Raw genomic sequence first — 22,421 nt, 5'->3', positions numbered from 1 at the left:
AATCAGAAATGCCCTCGTTGGGAACTTACGCCCGTTGAGCACTTCTCCCAGCGTCGTACGCGGCAGCGAGCCGCCGACGGCGACCGCGCGTTTCTCCAGATCCCGATACGCCGGCATATCCGCACGGGCACGAAGTATACGCATAAGTCGCGCCAAGTCTTCCTTTGTTGCGACAGCGGCAAGTTCCGCAGACTCATCTCCCATAACACCTCATACTGCTGTCCGCGATTGTCCAAGCTTGTCCGCAACAGTACGCGAATTGTCCGTGCATTAGCACCCATAAAGCATTTATGTGACCGCTATCGCGCGGAAAAGCCTGACCTATTTCCCGAGCCCGCGTCCCCGCGTGTCCTGTCCCATCCGCGCGTGGCGCGTTTCCAGCGCGATCTTGTCCACCGCTCTGGCGGGACACCCGCGCGCGAGCGTTCATGGACGCAGGTAAGGAGGATACCGATGGATCTGAAGCACGTGTTCGACGCCCTGGGCAGCGGCTCGGGCTATCTGGTGACGGGGGTCGCCGTCATCGTCCTGGTCGTGCTCGTCGGCGCGTACCGGCAGGGGAGGTCGATCGAGTTCTGGCCGCCGAGGGTGGGGCCGCGCGAGGAGGCTTTCACCCCCGCGGACGGCGGCGAGGAGGACGTCGAGCTCTTCGAGACCACGCAGGCCCGCGACTTCTACCAGGCCATCGCCCCCAACTACGACCAGCGCAACTCAGCCAACCTGCTGGAACCCACCGGGCGGTCATCAGGCTGCTGGTCGGGCTCCGGGCCGCCAAGCCCGCCCTGCGCGTGCTCGACCTGGGCGGCGGCTCCGGCAAGAACGTGGCGACGCACTTCTTCCTCGACACCTCGATGCGCTGGACCTACGTGGACTTCTGCCCGGGGATGGCCGAGCAGTTCCAGCGCCATCTCGCCGGTCAGCCGCTCTACGAGCGCACGAAGGTCCTGGTCGAGGACATCAACCGGGTCCGCGACCGCGTCGCGCCCCGGTCGCAGGACGTGATCCTGCTCAACCTCGTCCTGTCCTCGATGCCGGTGATGCCGGACTTCGGGCGCCTGGCCGGTCTGCTCGCGCCGGGCGGGACCCTGATCGTCTGCGACATCGACCCCGGCTACACCGAGGCCCACCCGCTCTACCTGGCCATGTCCACGAGTGGCGAGAAGGTCGGCCTGCGCACCCGGGCCGTGCCGCCGCTCGCGGTCGCCGCCCGCGCCGACGAGGCGGGGCTCCGGCTCGGCGAGATGCGGCAGGTCTACGCCGACCGGCTCTACTCCTTCGTCGCCGTGTTCGTCAACGCCGCGCGCGTACGCGGCGGAAGCCAGGAACGCCCGGCCGTGGAGGCGCCCGCCTCGTGAACGCCACCCTGGGCGGCGGGGCGCCCAGGGGCGGCCAGGGACGGTCAGCGGCGGGCGGCGGCGAGCGGCGGCGGTCAGGGTCAGCGGCGGTCAGGGGGTCAGGGGCGGCCTGGGTCTGGGACGGTTGGGGTCGGCAGGGGAGGGTCAGGAGGGTGTCGGGGTGGGGTCGGGGTCGGGTTCGCCGGGATCCGGCCCGGTCTGTCCTTCGACTCCCACCGTGATGACGATCGTCCGGCCGGGCTGCGCGCAACGGCCCGCCGGCACGCTCTGGGCGAGCACCACGTCCACCTCGCCGGGCTGGGTCACGATCTGCACCCGCTGCTCGACGGCGAACCCGGCCGCCTTCAGCGCCGCGAGCGCGCCGTCCCTGCCCTTGCCGGTGACCGCGGGCACCTCGGCCCCGTGCTGGGCGACGACCAGCGCCACCGCGCTCCCGCCCGCCACCCGGCTGCCCGCCCCGGGCGCGGACGACAGCACCCGCCCGCCCGGCTGCGCCGAGCAGGCCCTGCTCACCGCGCCGGTCTTCAGCCCGGTCCGCGCCAGCGCGAGCTCGGCCGCCTTCCTGCTCAACCCCGTCAGCTCCGGTACGGCCAGCCCCGCGGAAACGTCGAGATCCACCTCCGCCCCCTTGGCCAGCAGCGCGCCCGCCGCGGGCCGGCTGGACAGCACCCGGCCGATCCGCTCCTTGGAGTCCACCTCCTTGACCGACCCGGCGCTGAGCCCCGCCCGCCTGAGCGCCTTGACCGCCGCGGAACGATCCATCCCCACCAAGCTCGGCACCCCCACCCCTACCGGCTCCACCCTCGGCGGTGGCGGAGCCGGGTCGGTGGCGCCCCCTCGTACCTTCGTCTCCTGCCGCTCGCGCGACGGTGAGGGCTCGGCGAGTTGCGGCAGCAGCAGCGCGGGCGCGGACCCGCTGGGCTGCGCGGCGGCCTGCGGCGCCGGCCCCTCGCCCGTGCGGAAGGCCGGAACCAGCAGCGTCACCAGCACGGCCGCGCTCACCAGCAGCGCGCACGAGACCGCCAAGCCCGCGCGGTTGGCGGCGCTGGCCCGCTGGGTGGCGCGCACGTCCTGCGTGTCCTGGCTCAGCGTCGCCGGATGACTCACGGCGGCGGCATGGCCGACTGCGCGGGGGTGGCTCACGGCGCCGGGGTGGCTCACGGCCCCGGCCGCTCGGCCTCCGGCGGCGGCCGGCTGGCCCACGGCGGGCAGGTGGTAGACCTCCGGCGCGGCCCCGGTCGTCTCCGCCTCGGCCATCGGGGGCGCGCCCGTGCGCAGCAGGTGCGGCGGAGGTGAGCGCAGCACCTCCGCCGGCACCTCTTCCGAGTCGCCGAGCAGCGCGTAGAGCAGGTCGCGGCTCGACGGCCGGTTGCGCGCGTCCTTGTCGAGGCAGGCCGCCACGAGGTCGCGCAGGTACCCGTCCAGCCGCCCCAGCTCAGGCGCCGCGGTGAGGATGCGGTGCAGCACCGGCGCCACGGAGTCCTGCCCGAACGGCGCGCTGGCGTTGGCCGCGAAGCACATGGTGGCGCCCCACGAGAACACGTCCGCCGCGCCGGTGACCAGCGCGGCGGTGATCTGCTCCGGCGCCATGTAGGCGGGCGTGCCCACCCCGCGCCCGCTCTGCGTGGCGGCGGCGTCGAGCACGCGCGCGAGTCCGAAGTCGATCACCCGGGGCCCGTCCGGGCCGAGCAGCACGTTCTGCGGCTTGAAGTCGCGGTGCACGATCCCGGCGCGGTGGATGGCCGCGAGCGCGGTCGCGGTCCCGACCGCGAGCCGCTCCAGCGCGCCGCCGCTCTTCGGCCCGGTGAGCGCGACGTCCCGGTACAGCGACGGCCCGTCCACGAACTCGCTCACGATGTACGGCCGGCCGTCGTCGAACCCGGCGTCGGCGACCTGGGCGGTGCAGAACCGCGCGACGTGCTTGGCCAGTTCCACCTCGCGTAAGAAGGCGGCCTGCTCGTCCCCCACCGGCCCGTGGAGCAGTTTGATCGCGTATCGTTCCTCGCCCCTCATCCCGAGGAACACCACGCCCTGGCCGCCTTCGCCCAGCCGGCCGGACAGTGTGTAGTCGCCCAGTAGCCGCGGGTCCCCCGATTTGAGCGGCTGCGTGTCAGGCACAGGGCCTCCCCTCGCCGCCACCCGGTACTCATTCCACTGAAAGCAACCAACGCCGGACAGTCAACGCGGGCCGCCCAATCGGCACACGACCGTGACACATCGGGTCAGGACGGGCGGCTGACCTTGCCCGAATAGGTGACATCGGTGTCACCGCTGCGGGTCACTCTGATCACCGCCTGGTCCATGTCGCCGCCGCTGGGGAACATCCGGAGGGTGCCCGGGTAGCACTCCTGGCCGCGTACCTCGTCGAGGGTGAAGACCATCGCGCTGGAGGTCTCGCTGAGGCGGCCCGAGCAGTGCAGGTCGGCGCCCCAGCGCATGGCGGACCCACCCTCGCCGGCCAGCCTGATCTCCACCGGGAACACGCGGCCCGCGCTCGGGTGGTCGGCCGACCCGGTCCAGGTCCCGGCCAGCCCTGGGCTCTGCGCACCCCGCAACCACAACCCGAACCCCGCCACCCCCGCCAACACCCCCACCACGGCAACAGCCACCTGCCACCTGCCGACCCGCCCACCACCCGGCACAGCGGCAGACCCACCACCGGGAAGAGACGCGCCACCAGCGGTAGCTCCGCCGCCCGTGGCGGTCTCGCCACCCGCGCCACCGGAAGCCGACGCCGACACACCCCCTTCGCCCGCGCCGCCGGAACCCGGTGCCGCCGCAAGCCCTTCACCCGCGCCGCCGGAAGCCGACGCCGCCGCAAGCCCTTCACCCGCGCCGCCGGAACCCGACGCCGCCGCAGGCCCTTCACCCGCGCCGGGCCCGCCACCCGGCGCCGCCGCGACAAGCCCGTCAGCAGCGCCGGCCCTGGCGTTTCCGCCCCCCGCCAAAATCCCGCCAGGCGCGGACCCGGCCGGGAGGCCGTTGGCCGGGTGGCCGGTTCCGGGGGCGGGTGTCGAAAGGGTGTCTGAGGGGGGTGGGGTGGCCGGGCCCGGGTTGGTGGGGGCGGAGTCGTCGGGGCCGAAAGGGCGGGTGTCGCTGCCGTCGCCGGCCGAGACGTTCCCCTCCGGAACGCCGAGGCGGGGGTCGGTGGCGTCCACGGCGGCCATGGCGCCTGAGGTCAGCGCGTCGCGGGCGTCCAGGCCGCCGTGGCCCAGCAGCGAACCCAGCACCTCCTCCGCCCCCGGCCGCTCCCCCGGCACACGCGCCAGGCACGCCTCCACGATCTCGCGCAGCCGCCCGGTCAGCGTGCCGAGGTCGGGCCGGCCGTACATGATGCGGGCGAGGATCTCCTGGTAGGTGTCGGCGCGGTAGGCGTGGCGGCCGTTGGCGGTGTAGGCGAGGGTGAGGGCCCAGGCGTACATGTCGGCGGGCGGGCCGGCGGACTCGCCCTCGATGCGCTCCGGGGCCAGGTACGCGGGCGTGCCGACGGGGATCCGGTTGGTGGTGGCGGCGCCGTCCATGAGGCGGGAGACGCCGAAGTCGATGACCCTGGGCCCGTCCAGGCTCAGCAGGACGTTGTCCGGCTTGAAGTCGCGGTGCACCACCCCGGCGCGGTGGATGGCGCTCAGCGCGGTGGCGGTGCCGATGGCCAGCCGGTCGAGCGAGCCGCCCGCCCTGGGCCCCTTGGCCACGACGTGGTCGCGCAGCGAGACGCCGTCCACGTACTCGCTGACGATGTACGGCCGGTCGTCCTCCAGGGCGGCGTCGAGCACCTGAGCCGTGCAGAACGGCGCGACCCTGCGCACCGCCTCCACCTCGCCGAGGAAGCGCCTGCGCACCGCGGGGTCGGCCGCCACGCTGGCGTGGAGCAGCTTGATCGCGACCTGCGCGCCGGCCGGGGTCGTGCCGAGGAAGACGACGCCCTGCCCGCCCTGACCGAGCCGGCCCGCCAGCAGGTAGGAACCCAACCGGCGCGGATCGCCCGTCCGAAGCTCCGCCAATCGCGACATAGCGCGTAATTATGACAGGAAGCGTTCCGCATAGGAGTCGAGCACGGGCAGCACCCGGTCGGCGGTCGCGCTCGGCAGGTTGGCGACCACTTCGGTGATGCCCAGGGCGGCGAAGTAGTCGAGCTTCTCGGGGGTGGGCAGCGTCCCGATCGGGATGACCTCGGCCATGGGGCGCCCGGCCTTCTCGCACGCCTCGCGCAGCGCGGGCAGCGCCGCCTTGACGCCCTTGCCGCCGATCGGCATCCACCCCTCGGCGTACTCGGCGACGTGCGCGAACATCTTGGGCCCCGCCGCGCCGCCCACGTATACCGGCGGTCCCGAGACCGGCTTGGGCCACGACCACGACGGCTCGACGCCCTCGAAGGCGGCCACGTCCTGGCTCCACAGCGCGCGCATCGCCAGCACGTTGCGCCGCGCGACCTCCCGCCTCTCCCGGTACGGCACGCCGTGGTTCTCGATCTCCTCGACGTTCCACCCGAACCCGATCCCGAGCATCACCCGCCCGCCGGACAGGTGGTCGAGCGTGGCCACGGCCTTGGCGGTGACGATGGGCTCGCGCTGGGCGGCCAGCAGGATGGCGGTGCCGAGCCGGATCCGCGAGGTCACCGCCGCCGCCGCGCCGAGGGCGACGAGCGGGTCCACCGTGCGCTTGTACTCCTCCGGCAGGACCGCCTGCCCGCCGGCCGGCCGCGTACGACGGGAGACGGGGATGTGGGTGTGCTCGGGCAGGAGCAGCGAGGAGAAGCCGCGCTCCTCGGCGGCCCGCGCCAGGTCCGGCACCGGCATGGCCAGATCGGTGGAGAACATCGTGACGCCCAGCCGCATTGCCGACCTCCCATGTCAACCAAGCGATTGCTCGGCTAAGATTCTTAGAGTAGCTTGCCGGTCAGAGAAACGCCCCGCGGAAAGAGGACTCCCGGTGAAGTTTTCCATCTTCCTGAACCCGCAGATTCCAGGCTCCGGATATGCCGCCGAGGAGAACGCCAAGGCCAAGCGGCCCATCGGACGTGACACCGAGTCGTACCAGCGGCTGTTGCACGAGGTGCGGGAGATCGCCGTCCACGCCGACCAGATCGGCTTCGACGCGCTCATGATGACCGAGCACCACTTCCACTCGGAGGGGATGGAGTTCTCGGTCAACCCGCTGATGTTCCTCACCGACCTCGCGGCACGCACCGAACGCATCCTGCTGGCCCCGCTCGGCATGGTCCTGCCCGCCTGGGACCCGATCAGGGCCGCGGAGGACGTGGCGCTGCTCGACCAGTTCAGCAAGGGACGGCTGCGCCTGGGCGTCGCCCGCGGCTACCAGAACCGCTGGATGAACGTCCTGGGCCAGCGCTGGCACGCCGCCGCGGCCCGCTCGGACGGCTCCGCCTCCGACACGCGCAACTTCGACGTCTTCGGCGAGGTCCTGAAGATCATGAAGATGGCGTGGACCCAGGAGACGCTGCGCTACAAGTCCGACGTGCTGGACTACGAGGTGCCCTTCCCCTTCGACGGCATCGAGGGCTGGCCGGCGCAGGAGTGGACGAAGACGTTCGGCGCGCCCGGGGAACTGGACGACGAAGGGAAGGTCCAGGCGGTCTCGGTCTGCCCCCGGCCGTACCAGAATCCGCACCCGGAGCTCTGGCAGCCGTTCACGATCTCCGACCGCTCGGTCATCCGCGCCGCGCAGGAGAACATCCTGCCCTGGATGTTCACCCCCAACCCGGACGACCACGCCGCCAAGGCCAAGCTCTACCAGGAGGAGTCGGCCAGGCAGGGGCGCGACTACAAGCTCGGCGAGCACACCGGCATCCTCAAGATCGTCGGCATCGCGGACACGACCGAGGAGGCCATCAACACCTTCGGCCGCAGCATCCCCAAGGACTTCGCCGCGTTCTTCGGCCCCTTCGGCTACCTGGAGGTGCTGCGCAAGAAGGAGGACGAGAAGCACAAGCCCATCTCCCCCGAGAAGGGCGACGCCAAGCGCATGAACGACGTCGAGATGGCCCTGTTCGGCACCCCCGACGACGTCAAGCGCGGCATCCAGCGCATGCTCGACCGGATGCCCGACCTGGAGTGGTTCGGCTTGTACATGCAGGGCCAGCAGGGCGTGCTGCCGCTCGACACGGTCAAGCGCAACCTGGAGCTGTTCGCCACCAAGGTCATCCCGGAGTTCCAGTGAAATTCTGGCTGGGGGCCTCGTTCGTCCCCACCGACCAGTTCGTGGAGCTGGCCAGGGCCGCCGAGCGCTGCGGGTTCGACACGCTGACGCTCTCCGACCACATCTTCTACGCCGACTTCGCCTCGCCGTACCCCTATTCCAAGAGCGGCAGGCCGCGCTGGGACGCCGGCACCCACTGGCCGGACACCTGGGTGACGATCGGCGCGATGGCGGCGGTGACCAGCACGCTGCGTTTCTCCCCGAACGTGTACATCGCGCCGGCCCGCGACCTGTTCACCGTGGCCAAGCAGGTCTCGACGGCGGCGGTGCTGTCGGGCGAGCGCGTGACGTTCGGGGTCGGGGTGGGCTGGTGCAAGGAGGAGTTCCAGGCGACCGGCCAGGACTTCCACACCCGGGGACGGCGGCTGGACGAGATGATCCCGGCCCTGCGGGAGCTGTGGACGGGGTCGACGGTCAAGCTGGACGGCCTGCCCGAACTGTCCATCTGTCCCACGCCGTCCGGGAACATCCCGATCTACGTCGGCGGCGACAGCGAGGCCGCGCTCACCCGCGCCACCCGGCTCGGCGACGGCTGGATCGGCAACCGGATCTACACCGAGGAACAACTCGACCCCGTCCTGGCCAAGCTGCCGAAGGACCGTCCGTTCGAGGTCGTCGCCCCGCTGGCGGTGATGCCGGACGCCGACGTCTACCGGCGCTTCGCCGCCAAGGGCGTCACCGCCACGATGGCCGCGCCGTGGTGGCTGGCCACGCCGGAGGAGAAGGCCAGGCACGGCGAAGGCACCCTGGAGCTCAAGATCGCCACGATGGAGCGCTTCGCCGAGGAGGTCATCGCGAGGTTCTAGCCTTGATCGACGACAGGATGGCCCAGCGCACCAGCCCGCTGCCCAGCCGGATCAGCCTCCAGTAGCGCAGGAAGGCCCGGCGGGCGTCCGGGCTGGTGGCCGCGACCCTGGTCTCGGTCACCAGCCTGACCCGCCCCGGCCCGGCCTCCTCCAGCAGGAAGCTGAAGGTGCCCTTGGCGTAGCCGGGACGGTCGAAGGCGCTGAACGCCTGCGCGTCCCCGATCGGCGCGACGCCCTCCGACCGCCCGAGCCGCCACCACTGGCCCACGGTGCCGAGCACGACCTCCCGTCCCGGCTCCTCCGCCAGCGGCGTGAAGGCCGGCATGTCACGCTGCTCGTGCCCGTGCAGCAGCCTGGAGATCAGGTTCCTGGCCGCGAACAGCGGCTTCACCAGGCGGATGTCGGAGGGGTCCGGCCGCCTGACCGCCGCCCAGACCCGCTCGCGGGACGCGGCGATCACGATCGCGTGACGTTCCGAGGCATCCGGAACCGGGATGAACCCCTCAGCCAGCGTGGGCACGCGCGACCTCGCGCTCAAGGTTGTCGAGCAGCCCTTCGAGCGCCCGGTCGTGAGCACGGCGGATGACCAGCGGCCACAGCAGCGCGAACAGCCCCGACAGCCGCCCGTTGATCGTGTGCCGCACCAGCGTCCCGCCCGCCACGGGGAACAGCTCGAACCCGTGACCGCCCCCGATCGTCCTGCCGACGTCGAACCACAGCCTGCGACCGGGCTCGACGACCGCCACCCGGTAGCGCTGCCCGTCGTGCCGCACCGGCGCCCCCTCGAAGAGCCCCTCGGGCAACTCGAACGTCCCGCTGGTCTCCGGATAGATCCGCCCGACATCGGTGAGCTGCGCCCACACCTCTTCCGGGCTCCCGTCGACGACGCGTTCGTGCACGTTGTAGACCATCTCGCGACCTCCATACGGATGCGTATGGTCCGACTATACGCCACCGTATGGCAGGCTGGACGGGTGGGTAAGTTGAACGCCGGCGACTGGGCGCGCGCCGCCTTGGCCGCCCTCGCCGAAGGCGGCCTGGCCGCCGTCGCCGTGGAACCCGTGGCGGTACGGCTGGGCGTCTCCAAAGGCAGCTTCTACTGGCACTTCGCCAACCGGCAGGCCCTGGTCGAGGCGGCCCTGGCCCACTGGGAACGCGAGACCGAGCACATCATCCGGAACCTGGAGAAGATCCCCGATCCCCGCGAACGCCTGCGCACCCTCCTGGAACTGGCCTTCGCCGACCCGGTCGAGGCGGCGGTCTCGTTCCGCCTGATCAGCGACGCCGACGACCCCGCCGTGGCGGAGGTGGCCAAGAGGGTGAACGAGCGCCGCATGGCGTTCATGACGACCACGGTCGCCGAGACGGGAATCGTCGCGGAGGAGGCGGCGCGCCGCGTGCTGGCGGGGTACGCGAGCTACCTGGGGGTGGCGGCGCTGCGCCGCCTGGGCATCATGCACCAGGACACAACCGCCCTGGCCGCCCTGGCACTGGCGGAACTACTGGGTGACTGACACGGGGTTTCGCGGGCGCGGGTCAAGGGTGGAGTTGTTGCGGCGAGTGCGCCGTGAGCCCTCACGACCATCGCTCGACGGGCGCGCGCCGGGTGCGGCGGTGCGGGTGGGCGGGGCGGAGCCGTACAGGAGAGAAAAACAACCGGTAGCCTCGATCATGTGTTGGAGAGGCTGACGGCGACGAGGTATGTGACGCCGCTGAGGGAGGGCGGGTCGCTGCCGGGTGTGGTGGAGGCCGACGATCTCGGCACCTATGCCGTCAAGTTCCGCGAGGCGGGGCAGGGCAGGCGGGTGCTCGTCGCCGAGATCATCTGCGCGGAGCTGGCCAGGCGGCTCGGCCTGCGCACCCCCGAGCTGAAGCTCATCGACCTGGACCCGCAGTTCGGCGACCGCGAGCCCGACGAGGAGGTCCAGGAGCTGCTGCGCAAGAGCGCGGGCCTCAACCTGGCCGTGGACTTCCTGCCCGGCGCGCTGGGTTTCGAGCCGATGGCGTGGCCTCCAGACCCCGGGTTCGCCTCGCGCGTGGTCTGGTTCGACGGCCTGATCCACAACATCGACCGCACCTGGCGCAACCCCAATCTCCTGGTCTGGCACCACACCGTCTGGCTGATCGACCACGGCGCGGCGCTCTGGTTCCACCACAACTGGCGCACCGCCGACCCGCAGCGCCGCTTCGACGCGAGCGACCACGTCCTGGCCCCCCACGCCACCCGCCTCGACGACGCCGCCGCCGACCTGGCGCCGCGCATCACCGCCGACCTCCTGCGCGAGGTCACCGCCCTCGTCCCCGACGAATGGCTGGACGGCGAACCCGGCTTCGACACCGCCGCCGACGTCCGGCAGGCGTACATCGACCACCTCCTCCAGCGCGCCCACGGCCCCGGCACGTGGCTGGTCCGCGAAGAGGAGCACAAGGCGAAACCCGGCCCGGCCTCGGTCGGCGAGTTCTGGCGCGGAGGCGACCGATGAGCATGGACGCCTACGAGTACGCCGTCATCCGCGTGATCCCCCGCGTGGAGCGCGGCGAGCAGATCAACGTCGGCGTGCTCCTGTACTGCCAGCCCCGCAACTACCTCTGCGCCCGAGTGGACCTCGACGAGTCCCGCCTCCACGCCCTGGACCCGCAAGCCGACCTCCCCGCCCTCCGCCAGGCGCTGGCCGCCTACCAACTGACCTGCGACGCCTCCGCCGGCCCCCTGTCGGCCCAGCCCCTGGGCGCCCGCTTCCGCTGGCTGACCGCCCCCAGAAGCACCATCGTCCAGACCGGCCCCGTCCACGCCGGCCTCACCACCGACCCCGACGCCGAACTCGACCGCCTCCTCACCACCCTCGTCCACATCTCCCGCTCACTTCAACAGTGAGCGGGCCAGCCGGAACGCCTCCCCGAACCGCGCGCCGTCCGCCCATTCCTGGCCGGCCATGTAGGTCGGCCAGTCGGTGAAGCCGGTCAGGCGTGCCGCCGGAATGTGGTAGTGCCGGTCCAGGCAGTAGAGCCCTTCACGGCTGACCACCCATTGCGTATTGGGTATTTCGACGACCGTCCCAAGGTCGTGCTCGCTTTCCCCGGTCCGCGCCTCGACAGCGGTGTGCAGGAGTTCGACGAAGCGCAGGAGCAGGTCGGACGGATCATAGGACTGATCGCCAGGATAGACTTGGTCTGTTCTCAATACCTCGGCCAGCCGTTCGGCGAAGTTCTCCGCGCTTTCTTCCACCAGCCAGGAGAGGCTTTTCCTGGCCGCGCCACCGACTTCTTCCACGACGGCTTCCAGGGTGTTCTGGTCCTGTTGTGCCATGCGCAGACGCAGGCGCAACGTGGTGCCCGCGATGCGCACGCGCGGACCCTCTGGCGTGACCGCGCCGACCGCGATCGCGTCCTGGAGCAACTCGCGTAGCAGGGTCTGCGTGGGATTGCGCTGCGCGTTTTGGTAGAGGTCGGCACGCTGGCGGCGGTGCTCGATCAGCCGTTCCCTGGTGACCGCGCTCAGCGCGTCGAGGCGCGCGGTGGCATCGCGAATGTGCTCTTCGGTCTTACGCAGCCGCTTTTCCAGCATCAGACCGAGAAGCGCCAGCGGCACCAGCAACATGAGCGAAACTCCGAGCTCCAGAAGAAGCCCCGGCACGTACGCGGCGCCATCCATGATCCAGCCGGCGCCGACGAATACCACGCCACACAAAGTCACCCAGGTGAGAACCTGAACGCTTCTGTCGCGGACAGCCTGCATCACACGTTCATGCCGGGTCGGAATTTCCTTTTCGGCCAACCCGAACTCCTTTTCCACAGGAACGTTCAAGGACATGATAAAAGGATCTATGGCCCCTTCGCCCACGGTCGTGGGACCACCCATCGGATATGGGCTGGACTTGTTCAAGGACCGCACCGATCAACTGACCCTGCTGTGCGAGACCCTGGCCAGACCCGGCATCCGGATGGTGAGCATCCTCGGGCGACGGGGCATCGGAAAGAGCGCCCTCGGCGCGAAGGTGGTCGAGACCCTCTCCGCGCGGGGCACGCCCTTCCAGGGGTTCGTCAACCTCAGCAGCCGGGTCGATGGTGCGATCACCGTCGAGCGCATCTTCTTCGCCTGCTGCCGGCTGGTCCCCGCCGGGGAACGTGAGGCGCTGCACGCGCTCTGGGGGCGGCAGCAGTCGGCTTACGACCGGCTGATCGACCTGTTCGAGGCCCTCGGGCAGGGGCGGCGCGTGCTCTTGGTACTGGACAACTTCGAGGACCACCTGCGCAGCGACGGGCGGCTGCGTGGCGAGGACCTGGTGCCGTTCTTCGAGACCGTGTTCCGCGTGCCCAACGCGCCGCGGGTGCTGCTCACCACCCAGACCCCGCTGAACCTCGATCCCGCCCTCCGCCGCTTCGAGTCCCGTGTCCATCTACAGGAGGGGCTGCCCGTCTCCGACAGCGCCGACCTGCTGCTCGAACTCGACCACGACGGTGCGGCGGGCCTGTCCGCGGCCTCCCGGGCAGAGCTCGAAGCCGCCGCACGGCGCCTGCACGGTGTCCCCCGCGCGCTGGAGCTGGCCATCGGCGCGATCGTCAACGACCACCTGACGCTGCCCACGCTTGACGACGTCATCAGCGACTACTCCGCGCGCGGCAACATCGTGGAGCAGCTCGCCCAGCACAACCTCGACGAGCTGAGCGAAGAGGAGCGCCTGACACTCGACGTGCTCGCGGTCTTCCGGAGCCCGGTGCCGCCCGAGGCCGTCCAGTGGGTGATGCGGCCCCTCTCCCCCGGCCTGGATCCTCAGCGCGCGCTCGCCAGGCTGGCCGACATCTACATGGTCACCCGCCACGCGCGAGCGCGGACCTTCACCCTCCACCCGCTGGACGCCGACATCGCCTATGCCGCGCTGGACGACCAGAACCCCTGGGGCAGCCGCGTGCTGGAGCGCCGCGTGGCCAGTTGGTACGCCACCCAGCGTGCTCCAAAGCCGTGGACCTCCGCCGACGACCTGGTCCAGCATCGGCTGGAGTTCGAGCACCGCGTCCGTGCCGAGGACTACGACGCGGCGGCCTTCCTGCTGGACGAGATCGGCGAGTTCCTGCTCTGGCAGGGCTCGGTCCGCGAGGTTCTCGGCATGCACGAGGCCATCGACGGCCGGCTCGCCGACGAGGAGGCGCTGCTCGCCCATCTGGTCGGCAAGGGGCTCGCCCATCACGTCGGCGGACCCACCGACGACAGCGTGGCCATCCTGGAGAAGGCGATCCGGCTGGCCGAGCTCGCGCCCGGCCGCAAACTACAGCTCACCCGCGCGCTGTTCGCCCTCGGCGACCTCTTCCGCCAGTCACGACGGCTACGCGACGCCACCACGCTTCTGGAACGTGCCGTCGACGTCGCACGCGAGATCGGCGAACGGTTCCATGAGGACCACGCCCTGCTCTGCCTGAGCCTGACCTACTCCTACCTGGAGCAGGTCGAGACCGCGCTGGAGGTCGCCGATCGGCTCGACGCCCTGGCAGCCGAGACGGGCGATCCCATGACGCGGGCTCGGGCGCACGACGCCCGCAGTGCCGCGTACGTCGTGGCCGGCAGGTGGGCCGAGGCCGCGGAAAGCGCAGCAGCCGGCATCGCCGACTACCAGACCGCCCGCGTGCCGGAGGCGCTCGGGTACGCGCGCAACGTCCTGGGCATCGCGCAACTGGGCCTCGGCGACATCGAGGCGGCTCTGGAGTCCCTCCGCCAGGCCCACGAAGAGGGTCGTCAGGTGGAGATCCCGCGCATCCTTGGGATGACCCAGTACAACATCGCATGGGCCTGTTGGACACAGGACAGGATGGGCGCGGCCCGCACGGCCGCGCAACTCTCGGTCACCGCGTTCCCGTCCGGCGAAGGCGGCGACGGCAAGGCCGCGCGGGCCCTGCTTCAGGCGATCGAGGCCCACGAGACGGGCCGGCCGGACGCCGCCGCGGGCTTCCTGCGCGAGGCGGCAGAACATGCCCGCGGCAACACCGACCTCGTTCCCTCGACCTGGCTGGAGGCCGAGGCCGCACGGCTGTCGCAAGAGGAGCGCCAGGATGACTGACCGCCTGCTACACGCCGCCCTCTCCGCCTACGAGCGCGGCGACTACCACCGTGTGGCCGAACACTGCAGGGAAGGCCTTGCCTCGCAAGCGCCGGACGACCCTCTCCTGGTACGGCTCAGCCACCTCCAGATCACCGCGACCGAGCTCTGGTGGGCCACCACGCCCTGCGACGGGATCCGCGCTCAGGTGGAGGCGGCGGTGGAGGCGGCAGCCCGTACCGGCGATCCCGAGCTCCAAGCTCTGGCCGGCATCAGCGCCGGCGCCTATCGCCTGGCGGCGGAAGGTCTGCCCGCGGGAGTCGCCTGCTTCCGCGAGGCCGCCGCGCACGCGGAACGGTCGGACAGCCCCCTGGCCCGTGTGGAGGCGCTGTCATGTCTGGGTCACCATCTGGTGGGGCTGGACATGGCCGACGGGATGGCCACGCTCGAAGAGGCTCGCAGAGTCGCCGAGCGATACACCGAGGCCGACATCCCGCCCGCGGACCGGCCGCTCTTCCGCGTGCAGGCCGCGCGGCTTCACGGACACGTCGGCGTCGCGGCCTTCGACGACGGCCGGTTCGACGAGGCGGAGGAGAGCCTGCGCCGGTCGATCACGGCGTTGGAGGCGGCCCACGCGCGAGACCAATTCGCGATGATCTCCAACTATCTTGGCCAGTTGCTCACCGCGACCGGCCGGTTCGAAGAAGCCGAGCAGGTGCTCCAGGAAGCACTCCGCATCCTTCGCGAGGACGCCGACCTCAGCGTGCACCAGGGATACAACCAGGGACTCCTCGGCAAGCTCTACCTGGAGTGGGGCAGGCCGGACGAGGCCCGGCCGGTGATCGACGCCGGCTACGAGCGGGTCCTGCGGGCCGGGCACGCCTCGATCGTCCCCATTCTGCGTATCTACCTGGCCGAGGTGCTCACGACGCCGGGCCACCGGGATCTCGAACGGGCCCGCCGCCTGTGCGACGAGACCGTTCAGGAGTGCCGGAGGACCGGGTTCCGACGGAGTCTGGTCGGCGCTCTGTCCTTGGGAGCGCTCGTGAACCTCCAGCGCGGCGAGATCGACGAGGCGCTCAACTCCAGCTCGGTCGCCGTGTCCCTTCTGGAGGAGGCCGGGACGATGCCGGCGCTGCGGTCCGAGGAGGTGTACTACGTGCACCACCAGGTACTTCAGCAGTGCGGCAAGGACGAAGCCCGGCATTGGCTGGAGCGTGCGAGGGCGATAGTGGCGGCGAAGGCGGCCAGCCTGTCGTCGCCGGACAGCTTTCTGACCCGGGTGCCGATCAACCGGGCGATCGGGTCAGCGTAAGCACGTCAGCCGCGCATCTGGTGGGGTGGACGGTCGTCGGCCATCCCGCCGGCTCAGGGGACGGGGCCGCCCTTGAGTTCGTGGAAGCCTGGGGTGGAGGCCACGATCAGTGTGGCGTCCCACAGGGTGCCGGCCGACTCGCCGCGGGGGATCTGTGAGATGACCGGGCCGAACCAGGCCGGGCCGTCCTCGACGGCGATGATGGGGGTGCCCACGTGCGGGCCGACCTTCGCCACTCCCTCGGCGGTCGAGGCGCGCAGGTGGTCGTCGTAGGCGGTGGTGTTCGCGGCGGCGGCCAACTCGGGAGGGAGGCCGGCGGCTTTCAGTGCCACCGTCCAGTCCCAGCCGTCGAGCTTGTGCGCCTGCTCGTAGAAGCGGCCGAGCGCGGCCGAGCCGTGGGCCAGTTCCACGGCCGCGCCGACCCGGGCGGGCAGCCACAGGTAGCCCTCGGTGTCCCCTTCGGGGTCCACCTCCAGGTGCTCGTTCAGCGCGGCCAGGCTGAGCAGCCGCCACCTGATGTCGAGCGGGCGGACCTGGGCGGCCTCGACGAGCCACCGCGACGCCACCCACGTGTAGGGACACGTCGGGTCAAACCAGAAAGAGACCAACATAGTTAGAAAAGTACTGACATGAAGGTGTCCACCTCGTGGAATCCGACCTTCCGGTACACCGCCCGCGCCGAGTGGTTGAAGTCGTTGACGTAGAGCGTCACCACCGGCGCGAAGCAGGCCAGCGCCGCCTCCACCACCGCGGCCATCCCGGCCACCGCGTGCCCCTGGCCCCTGAGCTGCGGGTCCACCCAGACGCCCTGGATCTGGCAGGCCTGCGGCGTCACCGCCCCGACCTCCGCCTTGAACACGACCCGGCCGTCGTCGATGCGGGCATACGAGCGCCCGATCCTGATGAGCTCGGCCACCCGGGTCCGGTAGAGGGCGCCGCCGTCGCCGGCGTTGGGCGAGACCCCGACCTCCTCGGTGAACATCGCCACGCAGGCCGGCAGGAGCCGCTCGAACTGGTCGGGCCGCACCCGCCGTACCAGCGGATCGGCGGGGACGAGCGGCTTCTGCGCGGTCGCCATCACCGGCTGCGCCCAGCGGATCGCCCGCGCCCGCCCCCAGTGCGGCTCCAGCCGCTCCCACAGCAGCGACACCGCGTCCTGCGGGCCGACGATGGACGAGCAGCGCCGGCCCTGCTTGCGCGCACGGTCCGCGAAGGCGTGCACGGCTTCGGGGCCGGCGTTGACGGGCACCAGGTTGGCGCCGGCGTAGCAGAGCGAGACGAGACCGCCGCGCGGCCCGAAGCCCCACATCTGACCACCCAGCCGCGCCGGATTGAGTCCGACGGTCCGCACCCGGGAGGCGACGAAGACGTTGGCGACCGGATCGGTGTCGAGCAGGTCGAGCACCTCATCGCGATCGCTGTCGTCGAGCACGCGCGACGCCGATGTACGCAGCATCACACGGTCAGACTACGCGAACGCCCCCCGATTGGCTCATCTGGCGAGGACCTCGGTGAGCCTTTCGTGACCCTGGGGCAAACCGGACGACATGCGAGCGGCCGGGCGAGGTGCGGGCAGGCTCGGGCACGTGGCCCCGAACTTGGGCACGGTCGCGTCGGTCAGGTAGGCGGCCAGCGCCCGGTCGATGCAGCGGTTGCCGGCCAGCGAGATGCCGTGGTTGCCGCCGGGCTCGGTGAGCATGCGGGCGGTGGGGAACAGCTTGCGCATGTTCAGCGCCCCGACGTACGGCGTGGCCGCGTCGCCCTTGGACTGCAGCATCAGCACCGGAGGCAGTTCCTTGGACCCCTGGATCCTGGGCGGCTTCCCGCCGGGCACCGGCCAGAAGACGCACGGCGCGTTGTACCAGGCGTTCGGCCAGGTCAGGAACGGCGCCCTGCGGTGCAACTGGCTCATGTCAGACTGCCACACCTTCCAGTCGCGCGGCCAGGCGGCGTCACGGCACTGCACGCCCAGGTAGACGGCGTAGCCGTTCTCGTCCTCCGCGTCCTTCTCACCGTGCCGCCGGAACGCCGCGACCAGGTCCTTCGTCTCGCCCTTGCGGACGTAGGCCGCCCACGCCTGGGCCAGGGAGGGCCAGATGGTGTCGGTGTAGCCGCCGACGGTGAAGATGTCGTCGAGCTCGCTCGGGCCGACCACGCCCCCGGCGGGCCGATCGCGCAGCCGCGAGCGCATCTGGTACCAGGCGAAGCCCGCCTGCTTGGCGGTACGCCCCAGCTTGTACACCTTGTTGTTCTTGGCCGTCCAGGCCAGGAAGTCGCGGTGCCGGCGCTCGAAGCCGCGGTCCTGGGCCAGGTTGGCCTTGTACCAGACCCCGTCGGGGTCCACGCTGCTGTCGAGCACGAGGCGCTTGATCCGCTCGGGGTAGAGCGTGGCGTAGGCGGCGCCGAGGTAGGTGCCGTAGGAGTAGCCGAGGTAGCTGATCTCCTGCTCGTCGAGCGCGGCCCGGATCGTGTCGATGTCGCGGGCGACGTTCTCGGTGGTCATGTGCGGCAGCATCCAGGCCCACAGGTTGCCGCAGCGGTCGGCGTAGTCGCGGGCGCGGGCCAGCAGCACGTTCTGGTCGCGCTGGGTACGCGGCACCGCGTCCGGCCGCGGCGGCGCGTAGTACTTGGCCGGATCGACGCAGCGCAGCGCGGGCTCGCTGGCCCCGACGCCACGCGGGTCGAAGCCGATCACGTCGAAGCGCGCGGCCAGCTTGGGCGGGAGCGCGGCGGCCACATACTCGGCCAGATCCCGGCCGGAGGCGCCGGGCCCGCCCGGGTTCACCAGAAGCGTCCCGAGATGATGGTGGTCACGCGAGACGCTGCCCTTGACCCGGTTGAGCGCGACCTTGATGGTCTGTCCCATGGGCTCGCGGTAGTCCAGCGGCACCCGGACCGTGGCGCACTCGACCCCCGGCCCCGCCGGCTCCTCCTCGGCCAGCCCGGCGGCGCCGAGCACGTCCCCGGTGACCGACCCCTGCTTCTTGCCCGCGCACTTCTCCCAGACGATGTCCGCGCGCCTCTCCAAGGCTTCCGCGCGCTTCTCCAAGCCGACCTCCGCGCGCCCGGAGGACGCCCCCGAGGACGCCGCGGAGGGCGCGGCCACCGCGCCTTCGATCCCCACGGCCCCCATGGCCAGCACCGCCAGTCCGGCGACAATCCCGACGACCCGCTTCACCCGGCTGTTCCCCCGCTCTACTCGTACGGCACGCCGATCTTGCCTTCCGCGACAGATCCACTACATTCGGTATGGAGAAACTCTTACCATGGTGTAATCGCTTGATTGCCTTGTGTAATCGACCCAGAATCACGACATGGTCATCGGATCCAGGACACTTCGCAGGGAAGACGCCCGCCTCCTGACGGGCACCGGCCGGTTCGTGGGAGCGGTGCGCCTGCCCGGCATGGTCCACGCCTACGTGGTCAGGAGCCCGATCGCGCACGGCCGCCTGCTCGGCTGCGCGGCCGGCGCGCTGCGGACCCTCGACGGCGTCCTCGACGTGATCACCCCGGACGAGGTGACCGGCGCCGCGCTCCCCTGCGTCACCGTGGCCCCCGGCCAGACCCAGACCGACTACCCGGTGCTCGACCACACCCTGCGCTACGCCGGCCAGCCGGTCGCCCTGGTCGTGGCCCGCACCCCGGAACTCGCCCGCGACGCCGCCGACCTCATCGACCTGGACCTCGCCGAGCTGCCCGCCGTCGTGGACCCTCGCGAGGGCGAGGTGGTCGCGGACTTCACGCTGGGCGACGCCGACGCGGCGCGGGTCGAGGCGGCCCACGTCGTGGAGATGTCCTTCACGTACGGCAGGGCCGCGCCGTACCCCATGGAGCCCCGCGGCGTCGTGGCCCACCACGCCGACGGCCAGCTCACCCTGTGGACCAGCACCCAGGCCCCGCACCACGTCCGCGGCCACGTGGCGCACGCGCTCGGCCTCACCCTCGACCGCGTCCGGGTGATCACGGGCGACACCGGCGGCGGGTTCGGCGCGAAGGACCATCTGTATCCGGACGAGGCGCTGGTGTGCCTGGCGGCGATGCGGCTGGGCCGTCCGGTGGCCTGGACGGAACCGCCGGGCGAGCGCCTGATGGCGTCGCTGCCCGCGCGGGCGGCGACGCACCGGGCCCGGCTGGCCCTGGACACCGGCGGTCGGTTCGTGGCGATCCACGCGGAGGTGCTCGGCGACCTCGGCGCGCATCCCTCCAACGTGGGCACCTCGCCGTTCGCGGTGACCGCCTCGATGCTGCCTGGCCCGTACCGGTTCGAGCGGGCGGGGGCGCGGCTGCGGTGTGTGCTCACCAACACCGTGCCGACGGGCTCCTACCGGGGCTTCGGCATGCCGGAGGCGGCGATGACCAGGGAGCGGCTGGTCGACGAGGCGGCCAGGCGGCTCGGCCTCGACCCCGTCGAGCTGCGGCTGCGCAACCTGATCGGGCCGGAGGAACTGCCGTACACCAGCCGGATGGGGCAGGCGTACGACTCGGGTGACTATCCGGGCGCGCTGCTGGCGCTGCGCGAGCTGGTCGTGGCGCCGGTCAAGGACGACGGGCGGCGGCGCGGCGTCGGCTACTCCTGCCAGGTCGAGGGCACCGGCCTCGGGCCGTCGGAGGTGATGCGGCGGATGGGGATGCGGGCCGGCGGGTTCGAGACCGCGGTGGTGCGGATGGAGCAGGACGCCTCGGTGGTCGTATCCGCGGGCGTGGCCGGGATGGGGCAGGGCATCGAGACGACGCTGGCGCAGATCGCGGCCGAGCGGGTCGGGGTGCCGCTGGAGGGGGTGCGGGTGGTGCTGGGGGACACGGCGGCCACGCCGTACTCGGGGATCGGCTCGATCGCGAGCCGGTCGCTGGTCGTCGGCGGCGGGGCGCTACGGCAGGCGGCCGACCGGCTCAGGCAGCGTGTCCTCGCGCTGGCCGCGCACCGCCTGGAGGCGGCGCCGGAGGACCTGGAGCTGGTGGACTCGACGGTGCGGGTGAAGGGCGACCCGCGGGCCGCGCTGACGCTGCGGGAGATCGCCACGCACGCCTGGCGCGGCTGGGACCTGCCCGAGGGCTGGTCGCCCGGCCTGGAGGAGCGGGTGACCTACGACCCGCCGGACACCACCTTCGCCTACGGCGCCCACGCGGCGGCGGTGGCCGTCGATCCGGAGACCGGGAAGGTGGAGGTGGAGGGCTACTGGGCGATCGCCGACTCCGGGGTGGTGGTCAACCCGGCGATCGTCGAGGGGCAACTGACGGGCGGCATCGCGCAGAGCATCGGAATGGCGCTGACCGAGGAGGTCGTCTACACGGCCGACGGGCAGCCGGACGCGGACTACCTGACGCCGACGGTGCGCGAGGTGCCGGGCATGACGGCGGTGCTGCGCGGCTCCCCTTCGCCGATCACGCCGGGCGGGATGAAGGGCGCCGGGGAGTCGGGCACGATCGGGCCGCCCGCGGCGATCGCCAACGCGGTCGCCGCGGCGCTGCCCGAGGTCGCCGAGCGGGTGACGCGCACCCCGATGACGCCCGAGGTGGTGTGGGGCTGGCTCAGCGGCCCACGGTGACCTGGGGGCCGGGCGCGTCCTCGTCGAGGTCGATCTCGACGCCCATCTCGTCGGCGATGCGCATGGCCTCCTCGATGAGGGTCTCCACGATCTGCGACTCGGGGACGGTCTTGATGACCTCGCCCTTGACGAAGATCTGGCCCTTGCCGTTGCCGGAGGCGACGCCGAGGTCGGCCTCGCGGGCCTCGCCGGGGCCGTTGACGACGCAGCCCATGACGGCCACGCGCAGCGGCACCTTCATGCCCTCCAGACCGGCCTGGACCTGCTCGGCCAGCGTGTAGACGTCGACCTGGGCGCGGCCGCAGGACGGGCAGGAGACGATCTCCAGGCCGCGCTCGCGCAGCCCGAGCGACTCCAGGATCTGGGCGCCGACCTTGACCTCCTCGACCGGAGGCGCCGACAGCGAGACGCGGATGGTGTCGCCGATGCCCTCGGCCAGCAGCGCGCCGAAGGCGACCGCGGACTTGATCGTGCCCTGGAAGGCGGGGCCCGCCTCGGTGACGCCGAGGTGGAGCGGGTAGTCGCAGCGCTGGGCCAGCAGCCGGTAGGCGTTGATCATCACGACCGGGTCGTTGTGCTTGACCGAGATCTTGATGTCGCGGAAGCCGTGCTCCTCGAACAGTGAGCATTCCCACAGCGCGGACTCGACCAGCGCCTCGGGGGTGGCCTTGCCGTACTTCTGCAGCAGGCGGGGGTCGAGGGAGCCGGCGTTGACGCCGATGCGGATCGGGGTGCCCGCGTCGGCGGCGGCCTTGGCGATCTCGCCGACCTTGTCGTCGAACTTCTTGATGTTGCCCGGGTTGACCCGCACCGCGGCGCAGCCCGCGTCGATGGCGGCGAAGACGTACTTGGGCTGGAAGTGGATGTCGGCGATGACCGGGATCTGCGACTTCCTGGCGATGATGGGAAGCGCCTCGGCGTCGTCCTGGGACGGCACCGCGACGCGGACGATCTGGCAGCCCGAGGCGGTCAGCTCGGCGATCTGCTGCAGGGTGGCGTTGATGTCGGCGGTGACCGTGGTCGTCATCGACTGCACGGACACCGGCGCGTCGCCGCCGACCGGCACGTTGCCGACCATGATCTGGCGGGAGTGCCGGCGTTCGGCGAGCGGCTTCGGGCGGACCGTCGGAATGCCGAGTGCTACAGAAGTCACG

At 71.5% G+C, this 22,421-nt stretch carries 19 protein-coding genes; 9 read left to right on the top strand and 10 right to left on the bottom strand.

Features of this window, described 5'->3' with window-relative positions:
- Positions 1 to 428 precede the first annotated feature (428 nt).
- Positions 429 to 1,355 (top strand): class I SAM-dependent methyltransferase, encoded by a 927-nt coding sequence (locus tag ACIBEJ_RS20745; protein WP_397184391.1) that lies wholly within the window; start codon positions 429 to 431, stop codon positions 1,353 to 1,355.
- A gap of 144 nt (positions 1,356 to 1,499) precedes the next feature.
- Here ACIBEJ_RS20745 and ACIBEJ_RS20740 read toward each other — a convergent pair whose 3' ends face one another.
- The 3 genes from ACIBEJ_RS20740 to ACIBEJ_RS20730 form a co-directional block, all read right to left on the bottom strand.
- Positions 1,500 to 3,473: a PASTA domain-containing protein gene (locus ACIBEJ_RS20740; RefSeq protein WP_397184390.1), complete on the bottom strand. Its 1,974-nt coding sequence runs from the start codon at positions 3,471 to 3,473 to the stop codon at positions 1,500 to 1,502.
- A 104-nt stretch (positions 3,474 to 3,577) separates the two neighbouring features.
- Entirely contained in the window at positions 3,578 to 5,365 is a 1,788-nt protein-coding gene (locus ACIBEJ_RS20735; RefSeq protein WP_397184389.1) for a serine/threonine-protein kinase, read from the bottom strand.
- Positions 5,366 to 5,374: 9 nt separating this feature from the next.
- The gene (locus ACIBEJ_RS20730; RefSeq protein ID WP_397184388.1) at positions 5,375 to 6,190 is read right to left on the bottom strand and encodes a TIGR03619 family F420-dependent LLM class oxidoreductase; all 816 of its coding nucleotides are present in this window, start codon (positions 6,188 to 6,190) and stop codon (positions 5,375 to 5,377) included.
- Positions 6,191 to 6,284: 94 nt separating this feature from the next.
- On the opposite strand from ACIBEJ_RS20730, the gene ACIBEJ_RS20725 reads away from it, so the two are divergent.
- Both ACIBEJ_RS20725 and ACIBEJ_RS20720 read left to right on the top strand, forming a co-directional pair.
- The gene (locus ACIBEJ_RS20725) at positions 6,285 to 7,532 is read left to right on the top strand and encodes an LLM class flavin-dependent oxidoreductase (protein WP_397184387.1); all 1,248 of its coding nucleotides are present in this window, start codon (positions 6,285 to 6,287) and stop codon (positions 7,530 to 7,532) included.
- Positions 7,529 to 8,377 (top strand): TIGR03619 family F420-dependent LLM class oxidoreductase, encoded by an 849-nt coding sequence (locus ACIBEJ_RS20720; protein WP_397184386.1) that lies wholly within the window; start codon positions 7,529 to 7,531, stop codon positions 8,375 to 8,377. The genes ACIBEJ_RS20725 and ACIBEJ_RS20720 overlap by 4 nt, the downstream gene beginning before the upstream one ends.
- Here ACIBEJ_RS20720 and ACIBEJ_RS20715 read toward each other — a convergent pair.
- The gene (locus tag ACIBEJ_RS20715) at positions 8,361 to 8,897 is read right to left on the bottom strand and encodes a hypothetical protein (RefSeq protein ID WP_397184385.1); all 537 of its coding nucleotides are present in this window, start codon (positions 8,895 to 8,897) and stop codon (positions 8,361 to 8,363) included. The genes ACIBEJ_RS20720 and ACIBEJ_RS20715 overlap by 17 nt on opposite strands.
- Positions 8,881 to 9,288, bottom strand: coding sequence for an SRPBCC family protein (locus ACIBEJ_RS20710; protein WP_397184384.1), 408 nt, complete (start codon positions 9,286 to 9,288; stop codon positions 8,881 to 8,883). The genes ACIBEJ_RS20715 and ACIBEJ_RS20710 overlap by 17 nt, the downstream gene beginning before the upstream one ends.
- A 63-nt stretch (positions 9,289 to 9,351) precedes the next feature.
- On the opposite strand from ACIBEJ_RS20710, the gene ACIBEJ_RS20705 reads away from it, so the two are divergent.
- From ACIBEJ_RS20705 to ACIBEJ_RS20695, 3 genes are all read left to right on the top strand, one after another.
- Positions 9,352 to 9,891: a TetR/AcrR family transcriptional regulator gene (locus ACIBEJ_RS20705; protein WP_397184383.1), complete on the top strand. Its 540-nt coding sequence runs from the start codon at positions 9,352 to 9,354 to the stop codon at positions 9,889 to 9,891.
- Between the two features lie 159 nt (positions 9,892 to 10,050).
- Complete coding sequence (locus ACIBEJ_RS20700) at positions 10,051 to 10,860, top strand: HipA family kinase (protein ID WP_397184382.1); 810 nt, start codon at positions 10,051 to 10,053, stop codon at positions 10,858 to 10,860.
- Positions 10,857 to 11,252 carry a DUF3037 domain-containing protein gene (locus ACIBEJ_RS20695; protein WP_397184381.1) on the top strand — a complete coding sequence of 132 codons (396 nt, stop codon included), beginning with the start codon at positions 10,857 to 10,859 and terminating at the stop codon, positions 11,250 to 11,252. Before ACIBEJ_RS20700 ends, ACIBEJ_RS20695 begins: the two co-directional genes overlap by 4 nt.
- Here ACIBEJ_RS20695 and ACIBEJ_RS20690 read toward each other — a convergent pair.
- Positions 11,238 to 12,188: a hypothetical protein gene (locus ACIBEJ_RS20690; RefSeq protein ID WP_397184380.1), complete on the bottom strand. Its 951-nt coding sequence runs from the start codon at positions 12,186 to 12,188 to the stop codon at positions 11,238 to 11,240. The two genes, ACIBEJ_RS20695 and ACIBEJ_RS20690, sit on opposite strands and share 15 nt — an antisense overlap.
- A 13-nt stretch (positions 12,189 to 12,201) precedes the next feature.
- Here ACIBEJ_RS20690 and ACIBEJ_RS20685 point away from each other — a divergent pair, with 13 nt between their 5' ends.
- Entirely contained in the window at positions 12,202 to 14,427 is a 2,226-nt protein-coding gene (locus ACIBEJ_RS20685) for a hypothetical protein (protein ID WP_397184379.1), read from the top strand.
- Positions 14,420 to 15,721 carry a tetratricopeptide repeat protein gene (locus ACIBEJ_RS20680; RefSeq protein ID WP_397184378.1) on the top strand — a complete coding sequence of 434 codons (1,302 nt, stop codon included), beginning with the start codon at positions 14,420 to 14,422 and terminating at the stop codon, positions 15,719 to 15,721. The genes ACIBEJ_RS20685 and ACIBEJ_RS20680 overlap by 8 nt, the downstream gene beginning before the upstream one ends.
- A gap of 53 nt (positions 15,722 to 15,774) precedes the next feature.
- Here ACIBEJ_RS20680 and ACIBEJ_RS20675 read toward each other — a convergent pair whose 3' ends face one another.
- From ACIBEJ_RS20675 to ACIBEJ_RS20665, 3 genes are read right to left on the bottom strand one after another with little or no spacing between them, the layout of a single operon-like run.
- A complete protein-coding gene (locus tag ACIBEJ_RS20675; RefSeq protein ID WP_397184377.1) occupies positions 15,775 to 16,332 on the bottom strand; it encodes a disulfide bond formation protein DsbA in 558 nt (185 codons plus the stop codon).
- 2 nt (positions 16,333 to 16,334) lie between these two features.
- Complete coding sequence (locus ACIBEJ_RS20670) at positions 16,335 to 17,177, bottom strand: GNAT family N-acetyltransferase (protein ID WP_397185269.1); 843 nt, start codon at positions 17,175 to 17,177, stop codon at positions 16,335 to 16,337.
- A gap of 36 nt (positions 17,178 to 17,213) precedes the next feature.
- Positions 17,214 to 18,899 carry an alpha/beta hydrolase gene (locus tag ACIBEJ_RS20665; protein WP_397184376.1) on the bottom strand — a complete coding sequence of 562 codons (1,686 nt, stop codon included), beginning with the start codon at positions 18,897 to 18,899 and terminating at the stop codon, positions 17,214 to 17,216.
- Positions 18,900 to 19,035: 136 nt separating this feature from the next.
- Between ACIBEJ_RS20665 and ACIBEJ_RS20660 the strand changes: the two genes are divergently transcribed.
- Positions 19,036 to 21,267 (top strand): xanthine dehydrogenase family protein molybdopterin-binding subunit, encoded by a 2,232-nt coding sequence (locus tag ACIBEJ_RS20660; RefSeq protein ID WP_397184375.1) that lies wholly within the window; start codon positions 19,036 to 19,038, stop codon positions 21,265 to 21,267.
- Here ACIBEJ_RS20660 and ispG read toward each other — a convergent pair.
- The gene (gene ispG / locus ACIBEJ_RS20655; protein WP_397184374.1) at positions 21,251 to 22,420 is read right to left on the bottom strand and encodes a flavodoxin-dependent (E)-4-hydroxy-3-methylbut-2-enyl-diphosphate synthase; all 1,170 of its coding nucleotides are present in this window, start codon (positions 22,418 to 22,420) and stop codon (positions 21,251 to 21,253) included. The two genes, ACIBEJ_RS20660 and ispG, sit on opposite strands and share 17 nt — an antisense overlap.
- Position 22,421 lies beyond the last annotated feature (1 nt).

The organism is Nonomuraea sp. NPDC050790 (genome assembly GCF_044456745.1).
In the GTDB taxonomy this organism is placed as follows: domain Bacteria; phylum Actinomycetota; class Actinomycetes; order Streptosporangiales; family Streptosporangiaceae; genus Nonomuraea.
The sequence above is the reverse complement of the archived record's forward strand: the minus strand, read 5'-3'. Positions and strand labels throughout refer to the sequence as shown.

Excerpts from the sequence above, each read along its gene's own strand:
- ACIBEJ_RS20730 (WP_397184388.1), bottom strand. The coding sequence starts at position 6,190 with ATGCGGCTGGGCGTCACGATGTTCTCCACCGATCTGGCCATGCCGGTG.
- ACIBEJ_RS20695 (WP_397184381.1), top strand. The coding sequence starts at position 10,857 with ATGAGCATGGACGCCTACGAGTACGCCGTCATCCGCGTGATCCCCCGC.
- ACIBEJ_RS20690 (WP_397184380.1), bottom strand. The coding sequence starts at position 12,188 with ATGTCCTTGAACGTTCCTGTGGAAAAGGAGTTCGGGTTGGCCGAAAAG.
- ACIBEJ_RS20670 (WP_397185269.1), bottom strand. The coding sequence starts at position 17,177 with ATGCTGCGTACATCGGCGTCGCGCGTGCTCGACGACAGCGATCGCGAT.
- ACIBEJ_RS20680 (WP_397184378.1), top strand. The coding sequence starts at position 14,420 with ATGACTGACCGCCTGCTACACGCCGCCCTCTCCGCCTACGAGCGCGGC.
- ACIBEJ_RS20745 (WP_397184391.1), top strand. The coding sequence starts at position 429 with ATGGACGCAGGTAAGGAGGATACCGATGGATCTGAAGCACGTGTTCGA.
- ACIBEJ_RS20660 (WP_397184375.1), top strand. The coding sequence starts at position 19,036 with ATGGTCATCGGATCCAGGACACTTCGCAGGGAAGACGCCCGCCTCCTG.
- ACIBEJ_RS20735 (WP_397184389.1), bottom strand. The coding sequence starts at position 5,365 with ATGTCGCGATTGGCGGAGCTTCGGACGGGCGATCCGCGCCGGTTGGGT.
- ACIBEJ_RS20675 (WP_397184377.1), bottom strand. The coding sequence starts at position 16,332 with ATGTTGGTCTCTTTCTGGTTTGACCCGACGTGTCCCTACACGTGGGTG.
- ACIBEJ_RS20710 (WP_397184384.1), bottom strand. The coding sequence starts at position 9,288 with ATGGTCTACAACGTGCACGAACGCGTCGTCGACGGGAGCCCGGAAGAG.
- ACIBEJ_RS20685 (WP_397184379.1), top strand. The coding sequence starts at position 12,202 with ATGGCCCCTTCGCCCACGGTCGTGGGACCACCCATCGGATATGGGCTG.